The organism is Achromobacter sp. ISS7, assembly GCF_056523125.1.
Genome location: NZ_JAWRZD010000001.1, coordinates 1,577,380 through 1,599,036, shown reverse-complemented (window position 1 = coordinate 1,599,036; position 21,657 = coordinate 1,577,380). Strand labels below are relative to the sequence as shown.

17 protein-coding genes are annotated in these 21,657 nt (G+C 67.9%); 6 read left to right on the top strand and 11 right to left on the bottom strand.

Annotated features, from left to right (window positions below; all coding sequences use genetic code 11):
• Nucleotides 1–5: 5 nt before the first annotated feature.
• The 9 genes from AC1HFW_RS07410 to AC1HFW_RS07370 form a co-directional block, all read right to left on the bottom strand.
• Entirely contained in the window at nt 6–1,346 is a 1,341-nt protein-coding gene (locus AC1HFW_RS07410) for an ABC transporter permease (RefSeq protein ID WP_479282490.1), read from the bottom strand.
• A 7-nt stretch (nt 1,347–1,353) separates the two neighbouring features.
• Nucleotides 1,354–2,514, bottom strand: coding sequence for a polysaccharide biosynthesis/export family protein (locus AC1HFW_RS07405; protein ID WP_035360354.1), 1,161 nt, complete (start codon nt 2,512–2,514; stop codon nt 1,354–1,356).
• A gap of 42 nt (nt 2,515–2,556) precedes the next feature.
• Nucleotides 2,557–4,620, bottom strand: a complete 2,064-nt coding sequence (locus AC1HFW_RS07400) for a glycosyltransferase (protein WP_479282487.1) — start codon at nt 4,618–4,620, stop codon at nt 2,557–2,559.
• The gene (locus AC1HFW_RS07395) at nt 4,617–7,097 is read right to left on the bottom strand and encodes a hypothetical protein (RefSeq protein WP_479282485.1); all 2,481 of its coding nucleotides are present in this window, start codon (nt 7,095–7,097) and stop codon (nt 4,617–4,619) included. Before AC1HFW_RS07395 ends, AC1HFW_RS07400 begins: the two co-directional genes overlap by 4 nt.
• 43 nt (nt 7,098–7,140) lie before the next feature.
• A complete protein-coding gene (locus tag AC1HFW_RS07390; RefSeq protein WP_083827874.1) occupies nt 7,141–8,400 on the bottom strand; it encodes a nucleotide sugar dehydrogenase in 1,260 nt (419 codons plus the stop codon).
• A gap of 843 nt (nt 8,401–9,243) precedes the next feature.
• The gene (locus tag AC1HFW_RS07385) at nt 9,244–9,744 is read right to left on the bottom strand and encodes a Dps family protein (RefSeq protein WP_006394798.1); all 501 of its coding nucleotides are present in this window, start codon (nt 9,742–9,744) and stop codon (nt 9,244–9,246) included.
• Nucleotides 9,745–9,862: 118 nt separating this feature from the next.
• A complete protein-coding gene (locus AC1HFW_RS07380; protein WP_006394797.1) occupies nt 9,863–10,813 on the bottom strand; it encodes a LysR substrate-binding domain-containing protein in 951 nt (316 codons plus the stop codon).
• Between the two features lie 81 nt (nt 10,814–10,894).
• Complete coding sequence (gene recG, locus AC1HFW_RS07375; RefSeq protein WP_479282482.1) at nt 10,895–12,985, bottom strand: ATP-dependent DNA helicase RecG; 2,091 nt, start codon at nt 12,983–12,985, stop codon at nt 10,895–10,897.
• A 41-nt stretch (nt 12,986–13,026) separates the two neighbouring features.
• Nucleotides 13,027–13,413, bottom strand: coding sequence for a Rid family detoxifying hydrolase (locus tag AC1HFW_RS07370; RefSeq protein WP_006394795.1), 387 nt, complete (start codon nt 13,411–13,413; stop codon nt 13,027–13,029).
• A 184-nt stretch (nt 13,414–13,597) separates the two neighbouring features.
• Between AC1HFW_RS07370 and AC1HFW_RS07365 the strand changes: the two genes are divergently transcribed.
• Nucleotides 13,598–14,071, top strand: a complete 474-nt coding sequence (locus AC1HFW_RS07365) for a type III secretion system chaperone family protein (RefSeq protein ID WP_006394794.1) — start codon at nt 13,598–13,600, stop codon at nt 14,069–14,071.
• A 16-nt stretch (nt 14,072–14,087) separates the two neighbouring features.
• A complete protein-coding gene (locus tag AC1HFW_RS07360) occupies nt 14,088–15,452 on the top strand; it encodes a hypothetical protein (protein WP_479282480.1) in 1,365 nt (454 codons plus the stop codon).
• 39 nt (nt 15,453–15,491) lie between these two features.
• Here the strand turns inward: AC1HFW_RS07360 and AC1HFW_RS07355 are convergent, their stop codons facing one another.
• Complete coding sequence (locus AC1HFW_RS07355) at nt 15,492–16,406, bottom strand: LysR family transcriptional regulator (protein WP_035360351.1); 915 nt, start codon at nt 16,404–16,406, stop codon at nt 15,492–15,494.
• A gap of 100 nt (nt 16,407–16,506) precedes the next feature.
• Here AC1HFW_RS07355 and AC1HFW_RS07350 point away from each other — a divergent pair, with 100 nt between their 5' ends.
• From AC1HFW_RS07350 to AC1HFW_RS07340, 3 genes are read left to right on the top strand one after another with little or no spacing between them, the layout of a single operon-like run.
• The gene (locus AC1HFW_RS07350) at nt 16,507–17,865 is read left to right on the top strand and encodes an acyclic terpene utilization AtuA family protein (protein ID WP_479282478.1); all 1,359 of its coding nucleotides are present in this window, start codon (nt 16,507–16,509) and stop codon (nt 17,863–17,865) included.
• Nucleotides 17,862–18,245: an AtuA-related protein gene (locus AC1HFW_RS07345; protein ID WP_479282476.1), complete on the top strand. Its 384-nt coding sequence runs from the start codon at nt 17,862–17,864 to the stop codon at nt 18,243–18,245. The genes AC1HFW_RS07350 and AC1HFW_RS07345 overlap by 4 nt, the downstream gene beginning before the upstream one ends.
• A 54-nt stretch (nt 18,246–18,299) precedes the next feature.
• Nucleotides 18,300–19,271: a Bug family tripartite tricarboxylate transporter substrate binding protein gene (locus AC1HFW_RS07340; protein ID WP_116521560.1), complete on the top strand. Its 972-nt coding sequence runs from the start codon at nt 18,300–18,302 to the stop codon at nt 19,269–19,271.
• 95 nt (nt 19,272–19,366) lie between these two features.
• On the opposite strand, the gene AC1HFW_RS07335 is transcribed toward AC1HFW_RS07340, so the two are convergent.
• Nucleotides 19,367–20,143: a ferredoxin--NADP reductase gene (locus AC1HFW_RS07335; RefSeq protein WP_006394789.1), complete on the bottom strand. Its 777-nt coding sequence runs from the start codon at nt 20,141–20,143 to the stop codon at nt 19,367–19,369.
• Between the two features lie 328 nt (nt 20,144–20,471).
• On the opposite strand from AC1HFW_RS07335, the gene AC1HFW_RS07330 reads away from it, so the two are divergent.
• On the top strand, nt 20,472–21,515 hold the full coding sequence (locus AC1HFW_RS07330) for a Fe(3+) ABC transporter substrate-binding protein (RefSeq protein ID WP_006394788.1): 1,044 nt from the start codon (nt 20,472–20,474) through the stop codon (nt 21,513–21,515).
• The last annotated feature ends 142 nt before the right edge of the window (nt 21,516–21,657 follow it).

The following is a 21,657-nucleotide window of genomic DNA, read 5'->3' as shown; positions in this document are numbered from 1 at the left end:
GTTCCTCACATGGGCTGGATATTGGGACGGGCCAGCCGCTCGGCCGCCAGGGCGACCGCCATCAGGAAAACCAGGCTGGTCAGGAAGTACCCGAGGCTCGCGTCCTGCGACGTGTAGGCGTCGAAATAGGCCGAGCGCAGCAACTGCATGCCATGCGAGAACGGCAACCACAGCATCCAGGGCCGCAATTGCTCGGGCAACTGCTCCGACACGAAGAAGACGCCCGAGAAAATCTGCAGGAAGCGCTCGATCACGGGCGCCAGCCGCAGGAAGAAGTGCCAGAAGGTCGCGATCGCGCCAAACAGCAGGCCCATCGCCGCGGCGCAGCACGCCATCAGCACCACGTACAGCATGAAGCCCGGCCAGCTCTTGGGCAGCGTGATGAGATCGAGCGCGTGGCCGGCGGTGATCAGGACCACGAACACCACCAGGTACACCGACACGTACAGCAGCGCCTGCACCAACGCGCACATCAAGGGCGACACGACCTGGAAATTCAACAGGCCGCGCGCCGATACGTAGGCCGTGCTGCTGCGGAAGATGATCTGGCGGAACATGATCCAGGTCGTCGCGCCCAACAGCGAGAAGGTCTGCACGTCCATCCCCAGGATGTAGTGCGTGCCCATCAGGATGTACAGCGACGAAATCAGCGTCAGCAGCACGACCGGGCCCACGAACGCCCACAGCAGGGCGATCCGGCTTTCGCCATGCATCACATGCAGCTGGTAGACGAACAGCGCCAGCAGCGTGCGTCCGCCCGGCCAGCCGCGGCCGGCGATGTGCGGGCGATGCCCGGCATGCAGCCCGCGCACCCGCTCCCGCAGGATCTCCAGGTCGCCGGCCTCGCCCGCGGGCAGTTCCATCTCCAGCGCGATATCGTGGCGCGAGGCATGGCGACGCGCATCGCGCGCCTCGTCCTGCCTGCGCCGCTGCTCGCGCCGCTCCTGCGCCTGGGCCAGGCGCTGATCCTCCGCCACCAGCCGGGCGGGCATGTAGCCCGGCGCGAACACCTCGACGCCGGCGCGGATGTCCTGCTCCAGCAGGCGCACGATGATGCGCAGGCGCCGCCGCGAAAAGTCGGCCAGCGACTCATCGACCTTGGCGCGCGCGATCTCCGCGTCCAGCTCGGCCTGCACCGCCTCGTAGACCGCCCGCCGGGCGGCCACCGAGTCGTGCGGCTCGCCCTGCAGGCGCGCCAGCAATGGCTTGAGCAGCACCGCCGGCTCCGCCTTGGCCTCGAACAGCGCGGCCGGGTCCAGGCGCCAGGCGGCGACGCCCGATCCCACCGCGTAGCTGCTGTCCTTTCTCCGCGAACGCCAACCCTTGATCCGATCCTCGTTACTCATCGACACGCTACTGGCTGATGCCGTTGGAGGCGCCGGAGCCGGAGTTGGAGTCGATCGCCCGGGTGGCGCTGAAGCCGGCGCTCATGGTCACGCGGAACGCGGACAGCACCTTCTGCACCTGGGTGAACGGCGCGTCGGAGATATAGATCGCCTGGCCTTCATGCACGGTGAATTCGCGGGCCAGCGCCACTTGTTCCGGGCGCGTGAGATCGAATTGGTACACCACCGGCAGCAGGTCGGGCTTGCCCTCCACGCCGGCCTGCGCGGGCGTGAACAGGAACACCGAGCGCGGGTCCGCGGTCTGGTCATCCAGGCCCTTGGAGTCGGCCAGCGCGTCCAGCACGCTGTAGTTGCGCTTGCTGATGGCCACGCGGCCCTGGTTGCCGGCCGCGCCCAGCACCGTCAGGAACTCGCGCGACTCGTACGCGGTGATGACGTCGCCCGAGCGCAGCAGGATGTCGTTGTTCTGGTTGCGGTAGATGTCCGACAAGCGCACCGAGGCGACCTTGTTGTCGCGCCGCAGGCTGATGACGAGCTGCTCGGGATTGGTCTGCACCGGCGCCGCCTGCGCCAGCGCGCTGCTCAGCCGCTGGGCGGTCTGCGTGATGGGATACATGCCCGGCTTGGTCAGGTTGCCCTGCACCGTCACCATCTGCCCGCGCGCGTCGGCGGCGCGCGTCACGCTGACGTCGGCGCCGGCCACCAGCCGGCTCAGGCGCGCCACGATGGCGTCATGCAGCTGCCCCAGCGTCATGCCGCCGGCCTTGAATTTGCCGAGGATGGGAAAGGACACGTTGCCGTTGCGGTCCAGCTCCTGGTTGCCCAGGTCGCTCACGCCGGTCGGGTCCGCCGCGAACACGCCCAGCCCGCCGCGTTCCCACACTTTCACGTTGATGCCGTCGCCCGGCACCAGGCTGTCGAAGCCGGCCTGCGTCAGGTCGCGGTAGCGCACGGGAAAATCGGAGACCTCGGGCACCCGGCTCGCGCGCGCGAGTTCGCGCGACGCGGGCATCACGATGACGTCCTTGTCGTCGTGGGCGCCTGTCATCTCGCCCAACATGGGGCCGGAGCGCGGCAGCTGGCAGCCGCTGAGCATGAGTACGGTGATCAGCAGCAGGGCCGGCGCCGCAAGGCGGCGCGGGCTCGCCGCCGGGACGTTCATTTGCATAACTTCCTTTATCTTCAGGACCAGGATGGGACGGGCGGACGCTCAGGCCTGCATCAGACGCATGGGGGGTAGCTCCATGCTCGCGTCGTTCTCCGACTCGGGCATGAGCGGCATGCACAGGCTCAGGAACTTGCCCAGCATCGCCTCCAGCGAAAACAGGGTCTGCGCCCGCTCGCGGCTTTGGGCTTTCAGGCTCTCGTCGGCGCGCACCCGGTCCACGATCGAGGCGACCTTGTCGCAGGCCTCGTGCAGATCGGGATGCTCGACGTCGCCCAGCAGGTGTCCCGTCTGGTCTTCCTCGAAGCACTCGCCCGCGCCGCCGGCCGGCGTCGAAACGACCGGCACGCCCAGCAACTGGGCTTCGATCAGCACGTTGGGCAGCCCTTCATAGCGCGACAGCAGGACCTTGGCGTCCATCTGCGAATACCAGTAGCCCACGTGATTCGACAAACCGACCAGCAGCAGCCGGTCCGTCACGCACAGGTCTTGCGCCAACGCCACGATGTTGTCGTGCAGCCGGCCGTCGCCGACGATGACGAAGCGCGCCTGCGGACGCTGTTTCAGGTACATCGCCGCCAGCTTGATCCACAGTTGCGGCCGCTTGTCGGGCTCCAGGCGGAACACGCCGCCGATGGTCTCGGTGGCGTCGGCCGTGCTTTCCTGGAAGGCCTGCCACTTTTCCTTGTCCGCCGCGGCGGCGTCGGTGGCCAGGTCGGGCACGCCGTTGTAGAGCACGTGAAAGCGCACGATGGGGATGCCGAGCCATTCCGCATAGGCCTCGGCCGCCTTGCGGCTGTTGCTGACGAAATGCACGCCGGGCACCTGGGCCAGGGCCTGGTAGAGCTCGGGATACTCTTCGCGGAAGCGGTCCTTGCGGATGTTCGGCGGCAGGCCGCGGAACACCAGGTGGATGGTCGGCGCGCCGGCCAGCAGCGCCGCCAGGGCGCCGAACAGGCAGGTGCCGTCCTGCCACAGGCTCACCACGTCGAAGGTGCTGGCGCGCAGGACCGGCGCCAGCCGCGTCACGCCATAGTGCACCGGCGGCGGCAGTTGCTCCAGCAGGCGGCCCAGGCTGCCGTCCGGCACGGATTGGTGGGCCACCGAGATCGCCGGCAGCTTGTTGATTTCCGTGACCGGAATGCGGGCCTTGACCAGCACCGACAGGAAGAAATCCAGGCCCTGCTTCTTGGTGGAGCCGGGCGGCTCGGTGTGCTGCTTGACCAGCACTTCCACCTTCTCCGGCTTCATCGGCGCATCGGCGGGGCGCGGGCTGGGCGTGTCCGACATGCGGGCCAGTTCCCCGGCCAGGCGCGTCAGCTGGCGCTCGGCGCCGCCCGGTCCCAGGCTGCCCGTCACCAGCGCGACCGAAACAGGTTTCTCGGGTGCGTATTCCGGGATCTGGCGGTCGCGGAAATGCAGGATGGCGTGCTTCATCGACACGATCCGGATGTCCTTTCCGGCCAGCGCGGTCTCAGGCTCCAGGCGCTGGTAGAAGGCATAGTCGCTGGCCAGGCCATTGGCCAGTTCCGCCGCCTTGCTGCCCGGCGCGAGGTGCTTGGCCACGGGCGCGATGACATCATAGGCGTCCGCCAGCAGGCCGCGCTTGCGCAGGCGCTTGGCGAACTCGACGCGGATGTTGCGGTCGGTGTATTGCAGGATCAGCCGGCGGAACAGCTCGTCCGACTGCTCATACGCGCGGATGTCGCTCAGCAGCTTGGCGCGGGCGAACAGCCGGGCGGGGTTTTCCGTGGACTCGGGCAAGTGCCGCTCGACCAGGGACAGCGCATCCTCGAGGTGACGCTCCTTGACCAGGCGGGTCGCGCGATAGCGCACGATCTCCAGGTCCTCGGGGCATTCCCGCAGCAGCGTGGCCCATTGCTCGGACATGCCCTCGTTCAGGCCCGCCGCCTCTTTCAGCCTGAGCAGCAGGAAGCGGACCTTGGAGTCGGCCATGTGGCCGCGCGCCAGCGCTTGCGCGTCCGCCAGATTGGCCTGCGCGACCTGGACCCGCACCGAGGCCGCCACGATTTCCTCCAGGCGGACCTGGACCGCCTGGAGGTCGGACGACGCGGTGTTCTCGCGCTCGGTGATCAGGGGCGGATTCATGCGGCCTTCCTGCGGTTGGCCTTGTCGATCCACACCAGGCAGCGCTGGATGTAGTGATCGAACTGGGCCGGGTTGTCGGAACGTTCCTTGAGCGCGCGCCAGTAGGGCAAGGCCTGTTCGAAGCGGTGCAGGCGCATGGCGCCGACGGCGGCCAGGCGCAGGCCGATCGGGTCATCGGACACCAGTTGCAGGATGCGCTCGCCCAACGCCAGGCGCTCGGTGGTGCTGGACGAATCCAGCGCGCGCGCCTCGGCGTACAGGACGGCCAGGATGCGACGCTTCTCGTGATCGACTTCCGGCATCCCCGGCCACGACTGCGCGACACGGTCCAGCAGGATCCAGGCCGCCTTGGGATCGCCGGCGGACAGGATTTCCCGGGCGCCGCGGATGGCGCGCGGGCCGAGCCTGCCGAGCTGGCGTTCGGCCTCGTCGCGGGCGCTCTGGTCGGCCGACGCGTGCGCCAGGACCATCTTGTAGGCGTCGATCGCCTCGCCGAACCAGCCGCCGTTGAACGCCACGCGGGCGAAGTGCAGCTGCGTGCTGAACGGCGCCGACTCGTTGGCGGCGGCCTGCTCCAGGTGGCGCATGGCGGTCTGCTTGTCGCCCAGCGCGTCGGCCGCGCGGCCACGCATGGCGTGCAGTTCGGGGAATTCGACCTGGGTGTCGAGCGCGATGTCGGTCAGGTCGATCACTTCCTTGTGGTTGCCCGCCACCAGCGCGGCCCGCACGCCCAGGCGCATGGCGCGTTCGAAGGCGCGCTGCGCGCGCACGCCGGCCAGGGCATCGGGGTTCAGCAGGCGATGCGCGCAGATGCGTTCGGCGGCATCGCGCAGGCGGCCTTCCTCCAGCGCCTGGGCGCCCTCCTCGGCCCATGCCGCGGATTGCGTATGCAGCCAGGCGGAAATGTCTTCCTGCTCGCTGTCGGCCAGCTTGCACGACACGGCCAGCGCGGCCGCGGCCATGATGCAACCGCGCCAGGTGGCTTCCTTGATCAGCTCCAGCGCCTCGACATCCTTGAGCGCGGGCGACTCGGACGCCAGCGCGCGCAGCCCGGCGCGGTCGCCGGCGATCAGCCGGTCGCGCCACAGCATCGCGAAACTGCGGCCGTGCGACGGGATCGCGGCGCGCACCTCGTGGACCCAGCGCAGGGCGGCGTCCATGTCGCTGCCGGCCTGCAGCAGCGACAGCACGGTGTCGGCCGCCTCGGTGGCGGTCGCGTCCTGCGGCGAGGAAATGCGGAACAGCTGCTTCCAGTTGCCCAGCGCCTCGTCCACGAAACCCAGGTGACCGGCGGAAATCGCGGCGATGCGCACGATTTCCGGGGTCTCGATTTCGTCGCCCAGCAGGCCCGCGGCCAGCGAGTGCGCCACGTCATGGCGGCCCAGCTTGAACTGGTTGCGCATCAGGATCTGCTCGGCCTTGCTGCCGGTGGCCAGCGTGCCGTCCGCGCTGCCCAGCAGCGCCAGCGACCCTTCGTAGTCGCCCAGCTCTTCCTGCATCCGCGCAAACAGCAGCGTGTGGTCGGGCAGGTTCGGATGACGGCGCAACACGTCGCGCAGGCGGCGCGAGGCTTCGCGCAGGTCGCCCGAATCCCAGATCTTCTCGATGCGTTCGGCGCTTTCGTCGGCGCTCAGCTTGGGCACCGACGGCTGCGGCGTGGAGGCGCTCATGCGCGGACGCACGAAGGTCTTGAACCACTCGGTGTAGAGGCGCTCGGCGAACAGCGGCGTGTAGTGCGTCAGGTCCAGCCCGCCGTCTTCCATCGCGTCGGCCTGTCCGATCTTGTTCATCAGCGGCGTCGGGTCATAGCACGGCACGCCGATGCGCTGCGCGCTGGCGGTGACCGCGGCGATCAGTTGGGCGCGCTGTTCGATCGGCACATTGTCGGGCGTCATGGCGTTGACGTGCGTGACGAACACGACCTTGTCCCGGCCCAGCAGGTCGACCAGCTCGTGCATCTGCTGCTCGATTTCCTCGTCCGTCTGTTCGCGCTTGACGATGCGTGCCAGCAGCTCGCGGTTGTCCGCGGACAGGCTCTTGAAGACGGGATCCTGGTCCAGCCACGCGCGCCGCTCGGCGAGCCGTTCGTCGCTGGCCTGGGACCAGAACGCGCGGGTCCGGGCGCGGTCGGCGAAGAACTCGCTGAAGAACCGCACCAGGTAGTTGGACTGGATGGGATGGTTGCCGACGGTCAGCAACTTGCGCGAGGACAGCTCGACCATGTACAGGTCGGCCGGCTTGTGCGTGCCGCGGCGGGCCTGCTCGCCGTTCGACGGACGGAAGATCACGCGTTGCACGTCGGTGGGAACCTCGGCCTGGCCGAACATGAAGCGGGCCTGCTGCAGCGCCTCGGCGCTGGTGTGCACGAAACCGTAATTGCGACCGAGCTGCTGCTTGATCGGGTAGCGTCCCACTGCGTCGCGCAGCGGTGTGTGGATACGGCAGGTGCCAATCGGAGCGATGGTAAAGGCGGTCATTCCGGGCCTCTCCTGTGTTTGATGGGTTGCGGCGGGCCTGGACTCAGAGGGTCCAGTACAAGAGGCCGGACGGCAGCCGGCGGCTGTCCAGCACGGATTTCAGGTCGCAGACCATGCCGTCGGCCTTGACCAGTTGCGGCAGGTCTTCCCAGAGGGTTTCCATGGTTTCGCGGTGGGGCACGGCCAGGATCAGCACGTCCATGTCGCGGAACTGGTCGCGATTCACCAGGCTGATGCCGTATTCATGCCGCATCTGTTCGGCGTCGACCATCGGGTCGCAGGCCACCGGCGTGATGCCGTAGTCGCCAAGGGCGCGATACAGGTCGACCACTTTCGAATTGCGGATGTCCGGCACGTTTTCCTTGAACGTCATGCCCAGGATGCCGACCCGGGTCGACGCGTTCAGGCGGCCGTTGCGGGCCAGGGTCTGCACCACTCGCGCCGCCACGTGGCTGGCCATGCCGTCGTTGATGCGGCGGCCCGACAGGATGACTTCGGGGTGGTAGCCCAGTTCCTGCGCCTTGGACGTCAGGTAGTACGGATCGACGCCGATGCAGTGGCCGCCGACCAGGCCGGGCGTGAACTTGAGGAAATTCCACTTGGTGCCGGCGGCTTCCAGCACTTCGGCGGTGCGGATGCCGACCAGATCGCAGATCTTGGACATCTCGTTCATCAGGGCGATGTTGATGTCGCGCTGCGTGTTTTCCAGCACCTTGGCGGCTTCGGCCACCTTGATCGAGGAGGCGCGGTGCACGCCCGCGTCGATGATCTGTTCGTAGACGCCGGCGATGACCTCCAGCGATTCCGCGTCCTGGCCGGACACGATCTTGACGATCTTCTCCAGCGGATGCTCGCGGTCGCCCGGGTTGATCCGTTCGGGGCTGTAGCCCAGCTTGAAGTCGACGCCGCAACGCAGGCCCGACACCTTTTCCAATTCCGGCCCGCAGATTTCCTCGGTCGCGCCGGGGTGGACCGTGGATTCGAAAACCACGATGCAGCCGGGGCGCAGCACGGGGCCGATCGAACGGCAGGCCCGCACCAGCAGGGAAAAATCGGGATTGTTCTTTTCATCGACCGGCGTCGGCACGGCGACAACGAAGAAATCGCAACCGTCCAGTTCGCTTACCTGGTCGGTGAACTGCATGGGGGACGCCAGCAATGCCTCACGCTCGATCTCGCCGGTCCAGTCCTCTCCCTGTTTCAGGCTCGTGATGCGCCGCTTGTCCACATCAAAGCCGACGACATCAAAGCGCCTGGAAAATGCCACGGCCACCGGCAGGCCGACATATCCAAGACCGCACACTGCGATTCTCTTTACCACGGGGGACCTCACTGTTTTCGTCGTGTCGAAGACACTAGAAACCGACACCCGGGCATGGCGAAAACAATACGGAATCGCATGGTTTTCTTCTGCCCGGGGTGGACGCGTTGCTCAAAAATGATTACATCTCGATACCCCGTCATACGAGCGGGTAGCGAGCCAACGAATCGTAGGCCGGGCAGACAGCAAACTTTTTTCTAAAAGTTTTCGATGCTATGGAAATAAGTCGCCGAGGTCGTAATAAACGTGGGGAAATCCCTGAAATAATCTCTTTTCCCATACAAATGGAAATAAATGAGATCGTTTGTCTTGTTAGCAAATATTTAAAGTCGTTTTCTTATCTTGGCTTAATAAAACTGCAAGGAATGAGCATTCATCCAGGGGCAACAGTAAACCCCCTGGGGAAAATGCCCTTATTGCAACTTCAAGTCACGGATCGCGTCTGAATCACCGGGAATATCGGGCCGGCGGTGAATCCGAAAATCATTCCGACAATTGACCTGGCAGCATGAACATGGCATGCGCGCCTCACGCGTAAATACCCAAAGCGTGCCGTGCGCCAAGCGGGAAAATCTGTCCTGATATTGAAATCACTTCCACCGATGACAGGGCGGTGGATTACACAATTGAACAAGTGCGGCGCATGATGGCCGCGCGTCCAAGCCTGAATACGCCCTGCTCCCGGGATAATCGCGCCCTGCCTGCGGGAAAATCGCGCACCGGCCCGCCCCCCAACGCCGGCCGCATGAAAAAAGCCCCCGGAACCACGAGGGTCCCGGGGGCCTGGCTCTTGAACGGCGCCGGCTCGGACGCCGCCCGTGGCGCTTACTGCAGCAGGCTGCGCAGCATCCAGGCGTTCTTTTCGTGCACGTCCAGGCGCTGCGTCAGCAGGTCGGCGGTCGGCTGGTCGTTGGCGGCGTCGGCCTTCTCGAAGGCGGCGCGGGCGGTCTTGGCGACCGATTCATTGGCATTGACCAGCAGGCGCACCATTTCCAGCGCTTCGGGCACCGAGTCCGGCTCGGCGATGGACGACAGCTTGCCGTACTCGCGGTACGTGCCCGGCGCGTAGTGGCCCAGGGCGCGGATGCGTTCGGCGATGCTGTCCAGCGCGTTCCACGACTCGGTGTACTGGGTCATGAACATCAGGTGCAGCGTGTTGAACATGGGCCCCGTGACGTTCCAGTGGAAGTTGTGCGTCATCAGGTACAAGGTGTACGAATCGGCCAGCAGCTTGGACAGCTCGCCGGCGACGGCGGCGCGGTCCTTGTCCGAAATGCCGATGTTGATGCGCGGAACGCTGGGGGTCTTCTTGGAGGACTTTGCCATTGCTAGCTCCCTGTTGGGGTTGGTAGACAAAACTAGGATAACACCGCGACTGCGACAATCCGGCGCCAGGACCGGCCCGCGCGCCGCGGCTTTATCGAGCGCAAATGCGCCCGTATTTTCAGTCCTGCACGGCCGCGACTTCGTCCGACAGCATCCGCACGCCGGGCAGCTCGCACTCGTACACCGCCTGGGCCAGCGCCTCGATCGCCGCCAGCCGCGGGAAGCTGCGGCGCCAGGCCAGCACCACGCGGCGCTCGGGCACGTGGCCCTCGAACGGCAGGTAGCGCAGCAGGCTGTTGGACGGCGGCTGCTCCGGCACCGCCGTCACCGGCAGCACCGTCACGCCGATGCCGGCCGCGACCATGTGGCGAATGGTCTCCAGCGACGAGCCCTCGAAGGTGCGCTGGATGCCATCGCTGGCGGCCGAGAAGCGCGACAGCTCCGGACACACCTCCAGCACCTGGTCGCGGAAACAGTGGCCGCTGCCCAGCAGCAGCATGGTCTGCTGCTTCAGGTCCTGGGCATCGATCGATTCGCGCTGCGCCAGCTCATGGTCCTGCGGCACCGCCACCACGAACGGCTCGTCGTACAGCGGCTGCATCACCAGCCCCGCTTCCGGCAGCGGCAGCGCCATGATGGCGCAGTCGATCTCGCCCTGGCGCAGCAGCTCCACCAGCCGCACGGTGAAGTTCTCCTGCAGCAGCAGCGGCATCTGCGGCGTACGGCCGATCTGCACCGGCACCAGGCGCGGCAGCAGGTACGGGCCGATGGTGTGGATCACGCCGACCCGCAGCGGGCCGGCCAGCGGGTCATGCCCCTGGCGCGCGATTTCCTTGATGCTGGCGCTTTCCTCCAGCACCTTCTGGGCCTGAGCGACGATGCGCTGGCCGATGGGCGTCACGCCCACTTCGGCCCCGCCCCGCTCGAACAGCGTCACGCCCAGCTCGTCTTCGAGCTTGCGGATCGCCACCGACAGCGTGGGCTGGCTGACGAAACAGGCCTCGGCCGCCCGGCCGAAATGGCGCTCGCGCGCCACGGCCACGATGTATTTGAGTTCGGTCAGAGTCATGGTGGACTAGGCCCCCGAGGGTTGGACGCCGGCCCCGCGGGCGGCGCTGGAAGATGAAAAGGTCATTGGAAAACCCATCCGCTAGGTGCGCAGGAAGTCTTCCCGGCCCCGCATCCAGCGGGCCAGGTGCGCCTCGACGGCGGCGGGATGTTCGGCGCGCAGCCAGACCGCGGCATCGCGCGCCTGCTCGGCGATCTCGGCATCGGTTTCCAGGTCGGCGAAACGCAGCAGCGCCATACCGGACTGGCGCGTGCCCAGGAATTCGCCCGGCCCGCGCTGCTCCAGGTCGCGGCGCGCGATCTCGAAACCATCCGAGGTTTCGAACATGGCGCGCAGGCGCTCGCGCGCCACCTGCGACAGCGGCGTCTGGTAGATCAGGACGCAGACGGACTCGGCCGTGCCGCGTCCCACCCGGCCGCGCAGCTGGTGCAGCTGCGCCAGGCCGAAGCGCTCGGCGTGCTCGATCACCATCATCGAGGCGTTGGGCACGTCCACCCCGACCTCGATCACGGTGGTCGCCACCAGCAGGTCGATCTCGCCCTCGCGGAAGGCCTGCATCACCGCGGCCTTCTCGGCTTGCGGCAGGCGGCCGTGCACCAGGCCGATGCGCAGGTCCGGCAGGTCCGCGCGCATGCCCTCGTAGGTGTCGACCGCGGTCTGCAACTCGAGGGCTTCGCTTTCCTCGACCAGCGGACAGACCCAATAGGCCTGGCGGCCGCCGCGGGCGCCCTGCGCGATGTGGGCGATGACTTCCTCGCGGCGCGCGTCCGACACCAGCTTGGTCAGCACCGGCGTGCGGCCCGGCGGCAGTTCGTCGATCACCGACACGTCCAGGTCGGCGAAGAAAGTCATGGCCAGCGTGCGCGGGATCGGCGTCGCGCTCATGTTGAGCTGGTGCGGCACGATGCGGCCGCGCACCGTCTCGCCCTTGCGCGTCAGCGCCAGGCGCTGGCCAACGCCGAAGCGGTGCTGCTCGTCGACGATCGACAGCCCCAGCCGGTGGAATTCGACGTGGTCCTGGATCAGGGCCTGGGTGCCCACCACCAGTTGCACGCTGCCGTCAGCGGCCGCCGCGGCCGCTTCGCGGCGCGCCTTGGCCGTCAGGCTGCCGCTGAGCCAGGCGACGTTCACGCCCAGCGGCTGCAGCCACGACACCAGCTTGCGGAAATGTTGTTCGGCCAGGATTTCGGTGGGCGCCATCAGCGCCACCTGCGCGCCCCCGGCGATGGCCTGGGCCGCGGCGATCGCGGCGACCACCGTCTTGCCGCTGCCGACGTCGCCCTGCAACAGGCGATGCATGGGATACGGCCGCGCCAGGTCGGCCGAGATCTCGGCCACCACCCGCTGCTGCGCGCCGGTCAGCTTGAACGGCAGCGCCTGGTACAGCCGGTCCACCAGGCCGCCCGCCTCGTCGCGCACCGGCAGCACCTCGGCTTCCTTGACGCGGCGCGCGGCGCGGGCGGCGGCCAGCGACAGCTGCTGGGCCAGCAATTCATCGAACTTGATGCGGCGCCAGGCCGGATGCACGCGCTCCAGCAGGGCCGCCTCGGATTCGCCCTGGGCCGGCGTGTGCAAGGCGCGGATCGCCGGCTCGAACGGCGACAGGTCGTAGCGCGCCAGCGCCTGCGGCGGCAGGGTATCGGACAGGTCGGCGCGGTCCAGCGCCTGCGCGATGGCGCGCCGCAACGTCAACTGCGGCATGCCTTCGGTGGTGGGATAGACGGGCGTCAGCGCCGTGGGCAGCGGCGCGTCGGCGTTGGTCATGCGCGGATGCACCATCTCGCGCCCGAACAGGCCCCCGCGGACCTCGCCGCGCGCGCGCAGCCGCTTGCCGACGGTGACCTGCTTCTGCTGGCTGGGGTAGAAATTCAGCCAGCGCAATTGCAATTCGCCGCTGTCATCGGCCAGCGTGGCGGTCAGTTGGCGCCGCGGCCGGTACAGCACTTCGGATTTGGTGATCTCGCCTTCGACCTGGCCGGCAAAGCCGGGCCGCAACTGGCTGATCGGGATGACCCGGGTTTCGTCCTCGTAGCGCAGCGGCAGGTGCAGCACGAAGTCCTCGGGCAGCACCAGGCCCAGGTTACGCAGCTTGCGCTCCGTATCCGTCATGGCTTTGCCGGCGCCTTTGGGATCGGCGCCGGATCGCTTGGTAGCCACGGCCGCGGCCGGCATATCGGAAGGAAACCCCGGGGGAAAACGCGCGTGGGCGGACGTTACAGGACCAGGATGGCCTCGACCTCGAACTGCGCGCCCTTGGGCAGGCTGGCCACGCCGACCGTGGAACGGGCCGGGAACGGCTGCGGAATCAGCTCGGCCATGATGGCGTTGGCGGCGGTGAACTTGCCCAGGTCGGTCAGGAACAGCGTCAGCTTGACCACCTTGTCCAGCGTGCCGCCGGCGGCCTCGACCACCGCGGTCATGTTGGCGAAGGCCTGGCGCACCTGCGCATCGAAATTCTCGGAGACCAGGTCGCCGGTGCCCGGCTCGAGGCCGATCTGGCCCGACAGGTAGACGGTCTTGGTGCCGCTGACGGCAACCGCTTGCGAGTAAGGGCCAACGGCGGCGGGCGCGGCGTCGGTGTGGATGATTTGCTTGCTCATGGGCGGAATCCTTCTGGTGACGGATAGCTACAACTATCGGATTTTAATCGGCAATAGGGTTTTGCGAAAGGCACGACTGCAAGGAACCCCGGAACCTTCCATGTTACCCACACTTCGGGACGGAAAAACGCAATGCGGACCGTCCCGGCATCGCCCACCGGCATCCTCACCCAAGGAAAACATCATGGCCCAGGACTATCGCATCACCGTCAAGGATTGGATTCGCCAGGCAACCGGCGCGCAAGACGCGGACGAATTCGAACAGACCGGCATCACGGTCTTGAGCATTTCCCCGTTCCCCGAAGCGATCATCCTGGCGCACCCGCCCGAGAACAGCGAGGTCTTCATCCTGGCGATCCAGGTCGACGCCCTGGATGCCGACGTGCACCCGACCCTGCTCAGCAACGTGCTGCAGCTCAATTGCGACCCGGATCTGCTGCCGGGCGCCTTCGCGCTGGAGCCGCAGGAGCAGATCGTGCTCTACCGCTGGGTGGTGGACCTGCCCGGCATGGACGACACCACCTTCCAGAACGTCCTGGGCAATTTCGCCGTGTTGGCGGGCAAGGCGCTCGACGCCTATCGCGACGCCCTGCCCGTGGACGCCGCCGCCCCCGATGCGCAGGCGTTCGGCCAGGCGCCCGGCATGCTGCGCGCCTGACCCCGGGAGACTCACCATGCAAAGCATCTCCCGCATCGCGACCACCCAAGCCCCCAAAGTCGTAGACTCCGCCAGGCGCGTGGTCACCAGCCAAACCCAGAAACGAATCGTGGCGTCGTTCGTGCGGCGCCAGACCTTGAGCACCCGGCAACGGCCAGTGAACATCACCTTCCAGGTGCGGCGCTACAGCTCCGGGGCCACCCCTCCGGGCGGCACCGGAGGCACCGGACGCACCGGTGGCACCGGTGGCTCTCGCGGCACTCGTGGCTCTGGCGGCACCCGTAGCACCGGCACCACCACGGGCGGCATCCAGCGCTCACGCGGCCAATCGACCTCCGGTACCCAGGCGCGCCGCACGCCGCCCAGTCCCACCACGCCATCCTCGCAGGGGCCCGGCCTGCTGCGCATCGCGGTCGACGCCGTCGTCAACGTAGTCTCGGGGCTGCTCTCGGGATTCAACAAGGCGCCGCCGCCCTTGCCGACCGTCGCCCCCGAGCGCGCCGATGAGGTCTATGCCTATCTGGGCGACCACAGCTTCAAACGCCTCTCGGCGCAACCCTTTCAAGGCGATGCCCAGGCGGCGGTCCGCTTCCACCAGCAACGCGCCAGCGAGACCGCGACCTCCCTCGGCGTGCCGAAGGCCGTGGCCGACCAGATGCCGCCGGAAGCGGATCTGGCGATGACGATGTACCAGCAGGCGCCGACCGACGGCGGCAGCGCGGATGACAACCACGTGCCGCTCCCGTTCAGCGGCCGCGACTTCAACCAGGCCCTGCGCGGCGATGCGCCGCTCAGGCCCGGAGAATCCCGCCCCCCGCGCGATACGCACGATGCCCGCGACACATCCCGCGAAAAACTGATCGCCGGGCTGGAACTGCGGGTGCTGACGCCCGCCACGCCCTCGGGCGAGCCCAAGGTGTACGCCCGCACCCTGGCCACCAATGACCACAACACTGAATTGCTCAGGCGCCTGAACGCGGGCGAAGCGGTCACCGACGCGGGCGTCATCTCGGTCACCACCAAGCTCGACGCCGCGTCCCCCGCCATGTACCTGGTCTCGGTCGACAATGCCTTCGTCGACCCGCATGGCCCGAACGCCAATGACCTGGCGCGCGCGGAAGCCGAGCACATGGCGGTCGGGCAGGTGCTGGTCAAGATCGGCGAACACAACGGGGTGCCGATCGTGGCGGCCTACGCGGACATGGCGGTCCATGCCAACGCCCTGGCCGACATCGCCCGCCACTTCAGCTTCCCGGAAGGCTCGCTGGAAACCGCCGTCAACACCCCGGCCCGCACCGACAGCGCCAACGCCGCCCGCACACGCATCGCGGAACATCCCGACCAACTGCTGGCGCTGGCCCGCGCCAAGCTGACGGCCTAGCGCCGCTTCGCGCCATCGGACGGGCCTGTCGGCCCGGCATCATCGGCGGCCCGTCGGCGGCGGGCCGCCAATCTCCGCCCGGCTGGCCCACAGCAGGTCATACAGCGCCTGCGCCGCCAGCGGCAGGCTGCGCCCCTGGCGCCACACCAGGTACAGCGGCCGCAGCAGCGCCTTGCCCGCCAGCGGCACGATGCGCAGGTCGGGACCGCCGAAATGGAACAGCGTCATCGCCGGCACCACCGCCACGCCCAACCCGGCGCGCACCAGCCCGGTGACGGTGGCCAGGTGCTCGACCTCGAACACCGGCGGCGGCGCGTCCGCGCCAAAGGCCGCGTCCAGGTGCTTGCGCACGCTGCTGTTGCGCGCCAGCTGGATCACCGCGTGGCGGGCCACGTCGCGCAGCCGCACGCGCGCCATGCTTGCCAGCGGATGGTCGGCGCGGCACACCAGGAAATAGCGGTCGGCGTGCAGGAATTCGCTGTCCAGGTCGCTCATGTCCGGCCGCCGCGAGGCCACCGCGAAGTCCACCTGGCCGTCGCGCACCATGTCCAGGCACGGATCGAGCAAGGCGTCGCGCAGGTCCACCGCGATGCCCGGATGCTGGTCGCGGAACCGCGCCAGCAGCGGCGGCAGCCAGCCCGCCGCCAACGACGGCAGCGCGGCCAGCGCCACCCGGCCGCGACGGCGGGCGGCATGGTCGCGCAGGTCTTCCATCACCAGGTCCATGTCGGCCAGCAGGCGCCGCGCGGATGCGTCCAGCACCCGGCCTTCGGCCGTCAGCTCGACGTTGCGGGTGTTGCGGTCGAACAGCCGCAGGCCGGCGCTTTCCTCAAGCTGCCGGATCAGCGCGCTGAAGGCCGGTTGCGTCAGGTGGCAGCGCTGCGCGGCGCGGGTGAAGTGCCGTTCGTCGGCCAGGGCCACGAAAGCGCGCAATTGCCGGGCGGATAGATTCATGGCTTTTCTGGATTAATTGATCCGATATTTCTATTTTACTGATGAGCGGGCGCTGCCTATAGTGGCTCCGGATTCCCTTACGCGCCCTGCCTGGACCCTTATGCCTTCCTCTCCCCTGCTCATCGGCTGCGCCTCCGGCTTTTCGGGCGACCGCAGCGACGGCGCCGCCGCCGTGGTGCGCACGCTGGCCGCCCGGGGCGGCGGCACGCTGATCTTCGAAACGCTGGCCGAGCGCACCCTGGCGCTGGCGCAGCTGGCGCGCAACGAGGACCCGCGCCGCGGCTACGAGCCGCTGCTCGATGAACTGGTGGCGCCGGTGCTGGCCGACTGCCTGCGCCACGGCATCGCCATCGTCAGCAACTTCGGCGCCGCCAACCCGGTCGGCGCCGCCCGCCGCATCGCCGAACTGGCCGCGCAGCAGGGCCTGCCCGCGCCGCGCATCGCCGTGATCCATGGCGACGCGCTCGACGCGCCAGCCCAGCGCGAGCTGCTGCGCCAGCGCCTGGGCGCGGCGCTGGAAGGCGTGGACGTGGTCAGCGCCACCGCCTACCTGGGCGCCACCGAGATCGCGCAGGCGCTGGCCGCCGGCGCGCAGATCGTCGTCGCCGGCCGGGTCGCCGATCCGTCGCTGACGCTGGGCCCGGCCCTGGCGCACTTCGGCTGGGATCCGGAAGACTGGACCCGCCTGGGCCGCGCCACCATGGCCGGCCACATGCTCGAATGCGGCCTGCAGGTCACCGGCGGCTACTTCTGCGTGCCCGGCCTGAAAGAGGTGCCGGACGTGCATGCCGCCGGCTTCCCCATCGCCGAGATCGACGCCGACGGCGAATTCGTCATCGGCAAGGCCGCCGACACCGGCGGCGCGGTGGACGCCCGCACGGTCAAGGAACAGCTGCTGTACGAAGTGCACGACCCCGCCCGCTACCTGACGCCCGACGTGATCGCCGACATCAGCCAGGCGCGGGTCGAGGAACTGGGCGGCGACCGCGTCGCGGTGCGCGGCATCACCGGCCACGCCCGTCCCGCCGAGTTGAAGGTCAACGTCTGCCACCACGGCGGCTGGCTGGCCGAGGCCGAGATTTCCTACGCCGGCGTGCAGGCCGAGGCGCGCGCCCGCCTGGCCGCGGATATCGTGCAGCGGCGCCTGGGATCGGCGCTGCGCCTGCGTGCCGACCTGATCGGCGCCATCAGCATCCTGGACAACGACGCCGGCGCCCTGCGCCAGGACCGCCCCGGCGGCCACGCCCGCGATGTGCGCCTGCGCATTGCCGGCGAACACGCCGACCGCGCCGTGGCCGAACGCGTGCTGCGCGAAGTCACCGCGCTCTATACCTGCGGCCCGGCCGGCGGCGGCGGCGTGCGCACCGCGCTGCGTCCGCGCCTGAACATGGTGTCCTGCACCATCCCCCGCGACGCCGTCGACAGCGGCTGGCGCTTCCTGGACGAGATCCCGCAATGAACACCCCGTCGATAGCCGCCCCCCTGTACCGCCTGGGCCACAGCCGCTCCGGCGACAAGGGCGACACCTCCAATCTCAGCCTGATCGCCTGGGACCCCGAATGCTACGAGGCGCTGGCAGCGCAGGTCACCGAGGCGCGCGTGGCGGCCTGGTTCGCCTATCGCCAGCCGGCGCGCGTCACCCGCTACCTGCTGCCGACCCTGCACGCCATGAACTTCGTGCTCGAAGGCGTGCTGGACGGCGGCGTCAACGATGCCCTCAACCTGGACGCGCACGGCAAGAGCCTGTCCTTCCGCTTGCTGGACATGACGGTCCAGGTCAGCCCCGCGCTGGCCGCCCGCCTGCCCGACATTGCGGGCGACCACCCCGCCCCCGCCTGACCCCGCAGCACCACCACGACAACAACACACACAACACACGACAGGAGACACACCATGCGCTTTACCCTCAAGGGCCGGCTGGCCCTGCTGCTGGCGGCCTTGCCGCTGACGGCCCTGGCCCAGGCCCCCTCGGCCTTCCCCGCCAAGCCGATCACCTTCATCGTGCCGTTCGCCGCCGGCAGCGCCACCGACCAGATCGGCCGCGCCATCGGCCAGGGCGTCACCGAACAGACCGGCCAGGCCGTGGTGATCGAGAACAAGCCCGGCGCCAGCGCCATGATCGGCGCCGCCACCGCGGCCCGCGCGGCGCCCGACGGCTACACTGTGCTGATCACCACCAACACCACCCATGCCGCCAACGAGCACCTGTACAAGACGCTGACCTACCATCCCATCAAGGACTACGCGCCGATCTCGCTGCTCGGCAAGGGCGGCCAGATCATGGTGGTCAATCCCAACTCGACCGCCAAGTCAGTCGGCGACTTCCTGGCGCAGGCGCGCCAGTCGCCCGGCAAGCTCAGCTTCGGCAGCGGCAGCTCCAGCAGCCGCATCGCCGGCGAACTGCTGCAGCAGATGGCCGGCGTGCAACTGCTGCACGTGCCCTACAAGAGCAACCCGCTGGCCGTCACCGACCTGCTCGGCGGCCAGATCGACATGATGATCACCGACACCGCCACCGGCCTGCCGCAGGTCAAGTCGGGCAAGCTGCGCGCGTTGGGCGTGACGGGCCTGACCCGCTCGCCGCTGGCGCCGGACGTGCCCACCATCGCCGAGTCCGGCGTGCCGGGCTACGAGATGGGCTACTGGTTCGCGGCCTACGCGCCGGCCGGCACCCCGCCCGACGTGGTCAAGCGCCTGAACGAGCTGCTGGTCAAGGCCACGCAGAGCGCCCCGGCCAAGCAGTTCTACGCCCAGACCGGCACCGATCCGGCCAGTTCCACGCCCGACGAACTGGCGCAGTTCCAGCAGGCCGAATCGAAGAAGTGGGGCGACATCATCAAGAAGGCCGGCATCCAGCCGGAATGACGCACGGCGGGGCTGCGCCCCGCCCCCCTGCGGCAAACAAAAAAGCCCCGTCGCATACGCGGCGGGGCTTTTTGCTGGCGCGAAGCAACCGCGCTTTATTTGTCGACGAAGGCGCGCTCGACCACGTAATCGCCCGGCTGGCCCACGCCCGGCGACACCACGAAACCGCGCTTGTCCAGCATGGCGCTGATGTCGGCCAGCATGTGCGGGCTGCCGCAGATCATGGCGCGATCGGTTTCCGGGTTGATCTGGGGAATGCCGATGTCGGCGCACAGCTTGCCGTTTTCCATCAGCTCGGTGATGCGGCCCTGGTTGCGGAACGGCTCGCGCGTGACGGTCGGGTAGTAGACCAGCTTGTCGCGCACCACGTCGCCGAAGAACTCGTTGTTCGGCAGCTCGTTTTCGATGAAGTCGGCATAGGCCAGCTCGCTGACCCAGCGCACGCCGTGCACCAGGATGACCTTGTCGAAGCGTTCGTAGACGTCCGGGTCCTTGATGATGCTCATGAAGGGCGCCAGGCCGGTGCCCGTGCCGAACAGGAACAGGTGCTTGCCCGGCCGGAGGTCGTCGACCACCAGCGTGCCGACCGGCTTGCGGCTGACCAGGATGGTATCGCCTTCCTTCAGGTGCTGCAGGCGCGAGGTCAGCGGACCGTTCTGCACCTTGATGCTGAGGAATTCGAGGTTTTCTTCGTAGTTGGCGCTGGCGATGCTGTAGGCCCGCAGCAGCGGCTTGCCTTCGACTTCGAGGCCGATCATGACGAAGTGGCCGTTGTGGAACCGCAGGGCCGCGTCACGCGTGGTGGTAAAGGAGAACAGGGTGTCGTTCCAGTGGTGCACGCTCAGTACACGCTCGGTATTGAAAGCAGCCATGTCGTATCTAGTAAGCGCGGAACATAGGACGTGGTGCCCGACCTGCCCCGCTGGGGTTCGCCGCGGCGCACAAAAGACGCGCCCGGTATTAGGGTTGTCCCTATTCTACAGGGACTTGATGATAATTGCTCTCATTATTCCGTAATACGCTTATGCCGTATTGATGGGGATCAAGGGTCCTAACTCAAGTCTTACATCTAGTTGAACACGATAAAACTTCCTGTTATCGTGCCGCTCTGACTTGATAATCATTTTCGTTAGCAGACCGCTTTGAGCGGCGGCGGCGTTTTGCGCGCCGGTCGTCGCAGCCCTTGCCGGAGTTCCCGTTATGTCCATGCGTCCCCAAATGACCACCCTGCTGCGCGCCCTGGCCCTGGCCGGCGCCGCCGCCTTCGCCGTCCCGGCCCACGCGGCCGAGGAAGTCAGCCTCTACACCACCCGGGAACCGAAGCTGATCCAGCCGCTGCTGGACGCCTTCACCAAGGAAAGCGGCATCAAGGTCAACACGGTGTTCGTCAAGGACGGCCTGCTCGAACGCGTCAAGGCCGAAGGCGCCAAGTCGCCCGCCGACGTGCTCATGACCGTCGACATCGGCAACCTGCTCGACCTGGTCGACGGCGGCGTGACGCAGTCGGTCAAGTCGCAGACGCTGGAATCGGTGATCCCCGCCAACCTGCGCGGCGCCGATGGCAAATGGTACGCCCTGTCGCTGCGCGACCGCGTGCTGTACGTCGAAAAGGACCTGAAGCTGGAATCCTTCCGCTACGAAGACCTGGCCGACCCGAAATGGAAGGGCAAGGTCTGCATCCGCTCGGGCCAGCACCCCTACAACACCGCCATGGTCGCTTCCATGATCGCCCATGACGGCGCCGAGGCCACCGAGAAGTGGCTGCGCGGCGTCAAGGCCAACCTGGCCCGCAAGGCCGCCGGCGGCGACCGCGACGTGGCCCGCGACATCCTGGGCGGCATCTGCGACATCGGCCTGGCCAACGCCTACTACGTCGGCCACATGAAGAACGCCGAGGCCGGCACCGACGCCCGCAAGTGGGGCGACGCCATCAAGGTGATCCGCCCGACCTTCGCCAACGAAAAGAGCGGCGGAACCCACGTCAACGTCAGCGGCGCCGCCGTGGCGGCCCACGCGCCCAACAAGGCCAACGCCATCAAGCTGCTGGACTTCCTGGTGTCCGAGCCGGCGCAGGCGCTGTACGCGCAGGCCAACTACGAATACCCGGTGCGCAAGGGCGTCAAGCTCGACCCGGTCATCGCCAGCTTCGGCGAACTGAAGGTCGATCCCCTGCCCCTGACCGAGATCGCCAAGTACCGCAAGCAAGCCAGCGAGCTGGTGGACAAGGTCGGTTTCGACAACTAACACGCGGCCAGGCGGCGCCCGCCGGCGCCGTCTCGCGGCACTCAGGCCTGCCCCCGCTCGCCCGGAAAACACCGGGATGGGCGGCGGCAGGCCTTGACGCTACTATAGGCGCCGCCCGCGTGGCGCCTTCCTCGCAGCAAAC

Bases quoted from the DNA above. Each gene is read 5' to 3' on its own strand.
- AC1HFW_RS07355 (WP_035360351.1), bottom strand. From the start codon at position 16,406: ATGAATCTATCCGCCCGGCAATTGCGCGCTTTCGTGGCCCTGGCCGAC.
- AC1HFW_RS07360 (WP_479282480.1), top strand. From the start codon at position 14,088: ATGCAAAGCATCTCCCGCATCGCGACCACCCAAGCCCCCAAAGTCGTA.
- AC1HFW_RS07345 (WP_479282476.1), top strand. From the start codon at position 17,862: ATGAACACCCCGTCGATAGCCGCCCCCCTGTACCGCCTGGGCCACAGC.
- AC1HFW_RS07330 (WP_006394788.1), top strand. From the start codon at position 20,472: ATGTCCATGCGTCCCCAAATGACCACCCTGCTGCGCGCCCTGGCCCTG.
- AC1HFW_RS07350 (WP_479282478.1), top strand. From the start codon at position 16,507: ATGCCTTCCTCTCCCCTGCTCATCGGCTGCGCCTCCGGCTTTTCGGGC.
- AC1HFW_RS07370 (WP_006394795.1), bottom strand. From the start codon at position 13,413: ATGAGCAAGCAAATCATCCACACCGACGCCGCGCCCGCCGCCGTTGGC.
- AC1HFW_RS07340 (WP_116521560.1), top strand. From the start codon at position 18,300: ATGCGCTTTACCCTCAAGGGCCGGCTGGCCCTGCTGCTGGCGGCCTTG.
- AC1HFW_RS07410 (WP_479282490.1), bottom strand. From the start codon at position 1,346: ATGAGTAACGAGGATCGGATCAAGGGTTGGCGTTCGCGGAGAAAGGAC.
- AC1HFW_RS07365 (WP_006394794.1), top strand. From the start codon at position 13,598: ATGGCCCAGGACTATCGCATCACCGTCAAGGATTGGATTCGCCAGGCA.
- AC1HFW_RS07385 (WP_006394798.1), bottom strand. From the start codon at position 9,744: ATGGCAAAGTCCTCCAAGAAGACCCCCAGCGTTCCGCGCATCAACATC.
- AC1HFW_RS07395 (WP_479282485.1), bottom strand. From the start codon at position 7,097: ATGACCGCCTTTACCATCGCTCCGATTGGCACCTGCCGTATCCACACA.
- recG (WP_479282482.1), bottom strand. From the start codon at position 12,985: ATGCCGGCCGCGGCCGTGGCTACCAAGCGATCCGGCGCCGATCCCAAA.
- AC1HFW_RS07335 (WP_006394789.1), bottom strand. From the start codon at position 20,143: ATGGCTGCTTTCAATACCGAGCGTGTACTGAGCGTGCACCACTGGAAC.
- AC1HFW_RS07400 (WP_479282487.1), bottom strand. From the start codon at position 4,620: ATGAATCCGCCCCTGATCACCGAGCGCGAGAACACCGCGTCGTCCGAC.
- AC1HFW_RS07405 (WP_035360354.1), bottom strand. From the start codon at position 2,514: ATGCAAATGAACGTCCCGGCGGCGAGCCCGCGCCGCCTTGCGGCGCCG.
- AC1HFW_RS07380 (WP_006394797.1), bottom strand. From the start codon at position 10,813: ATGACTCTGACCGAACTCAAATACATCGTGGCCGTGGCGCGCGAGCGC.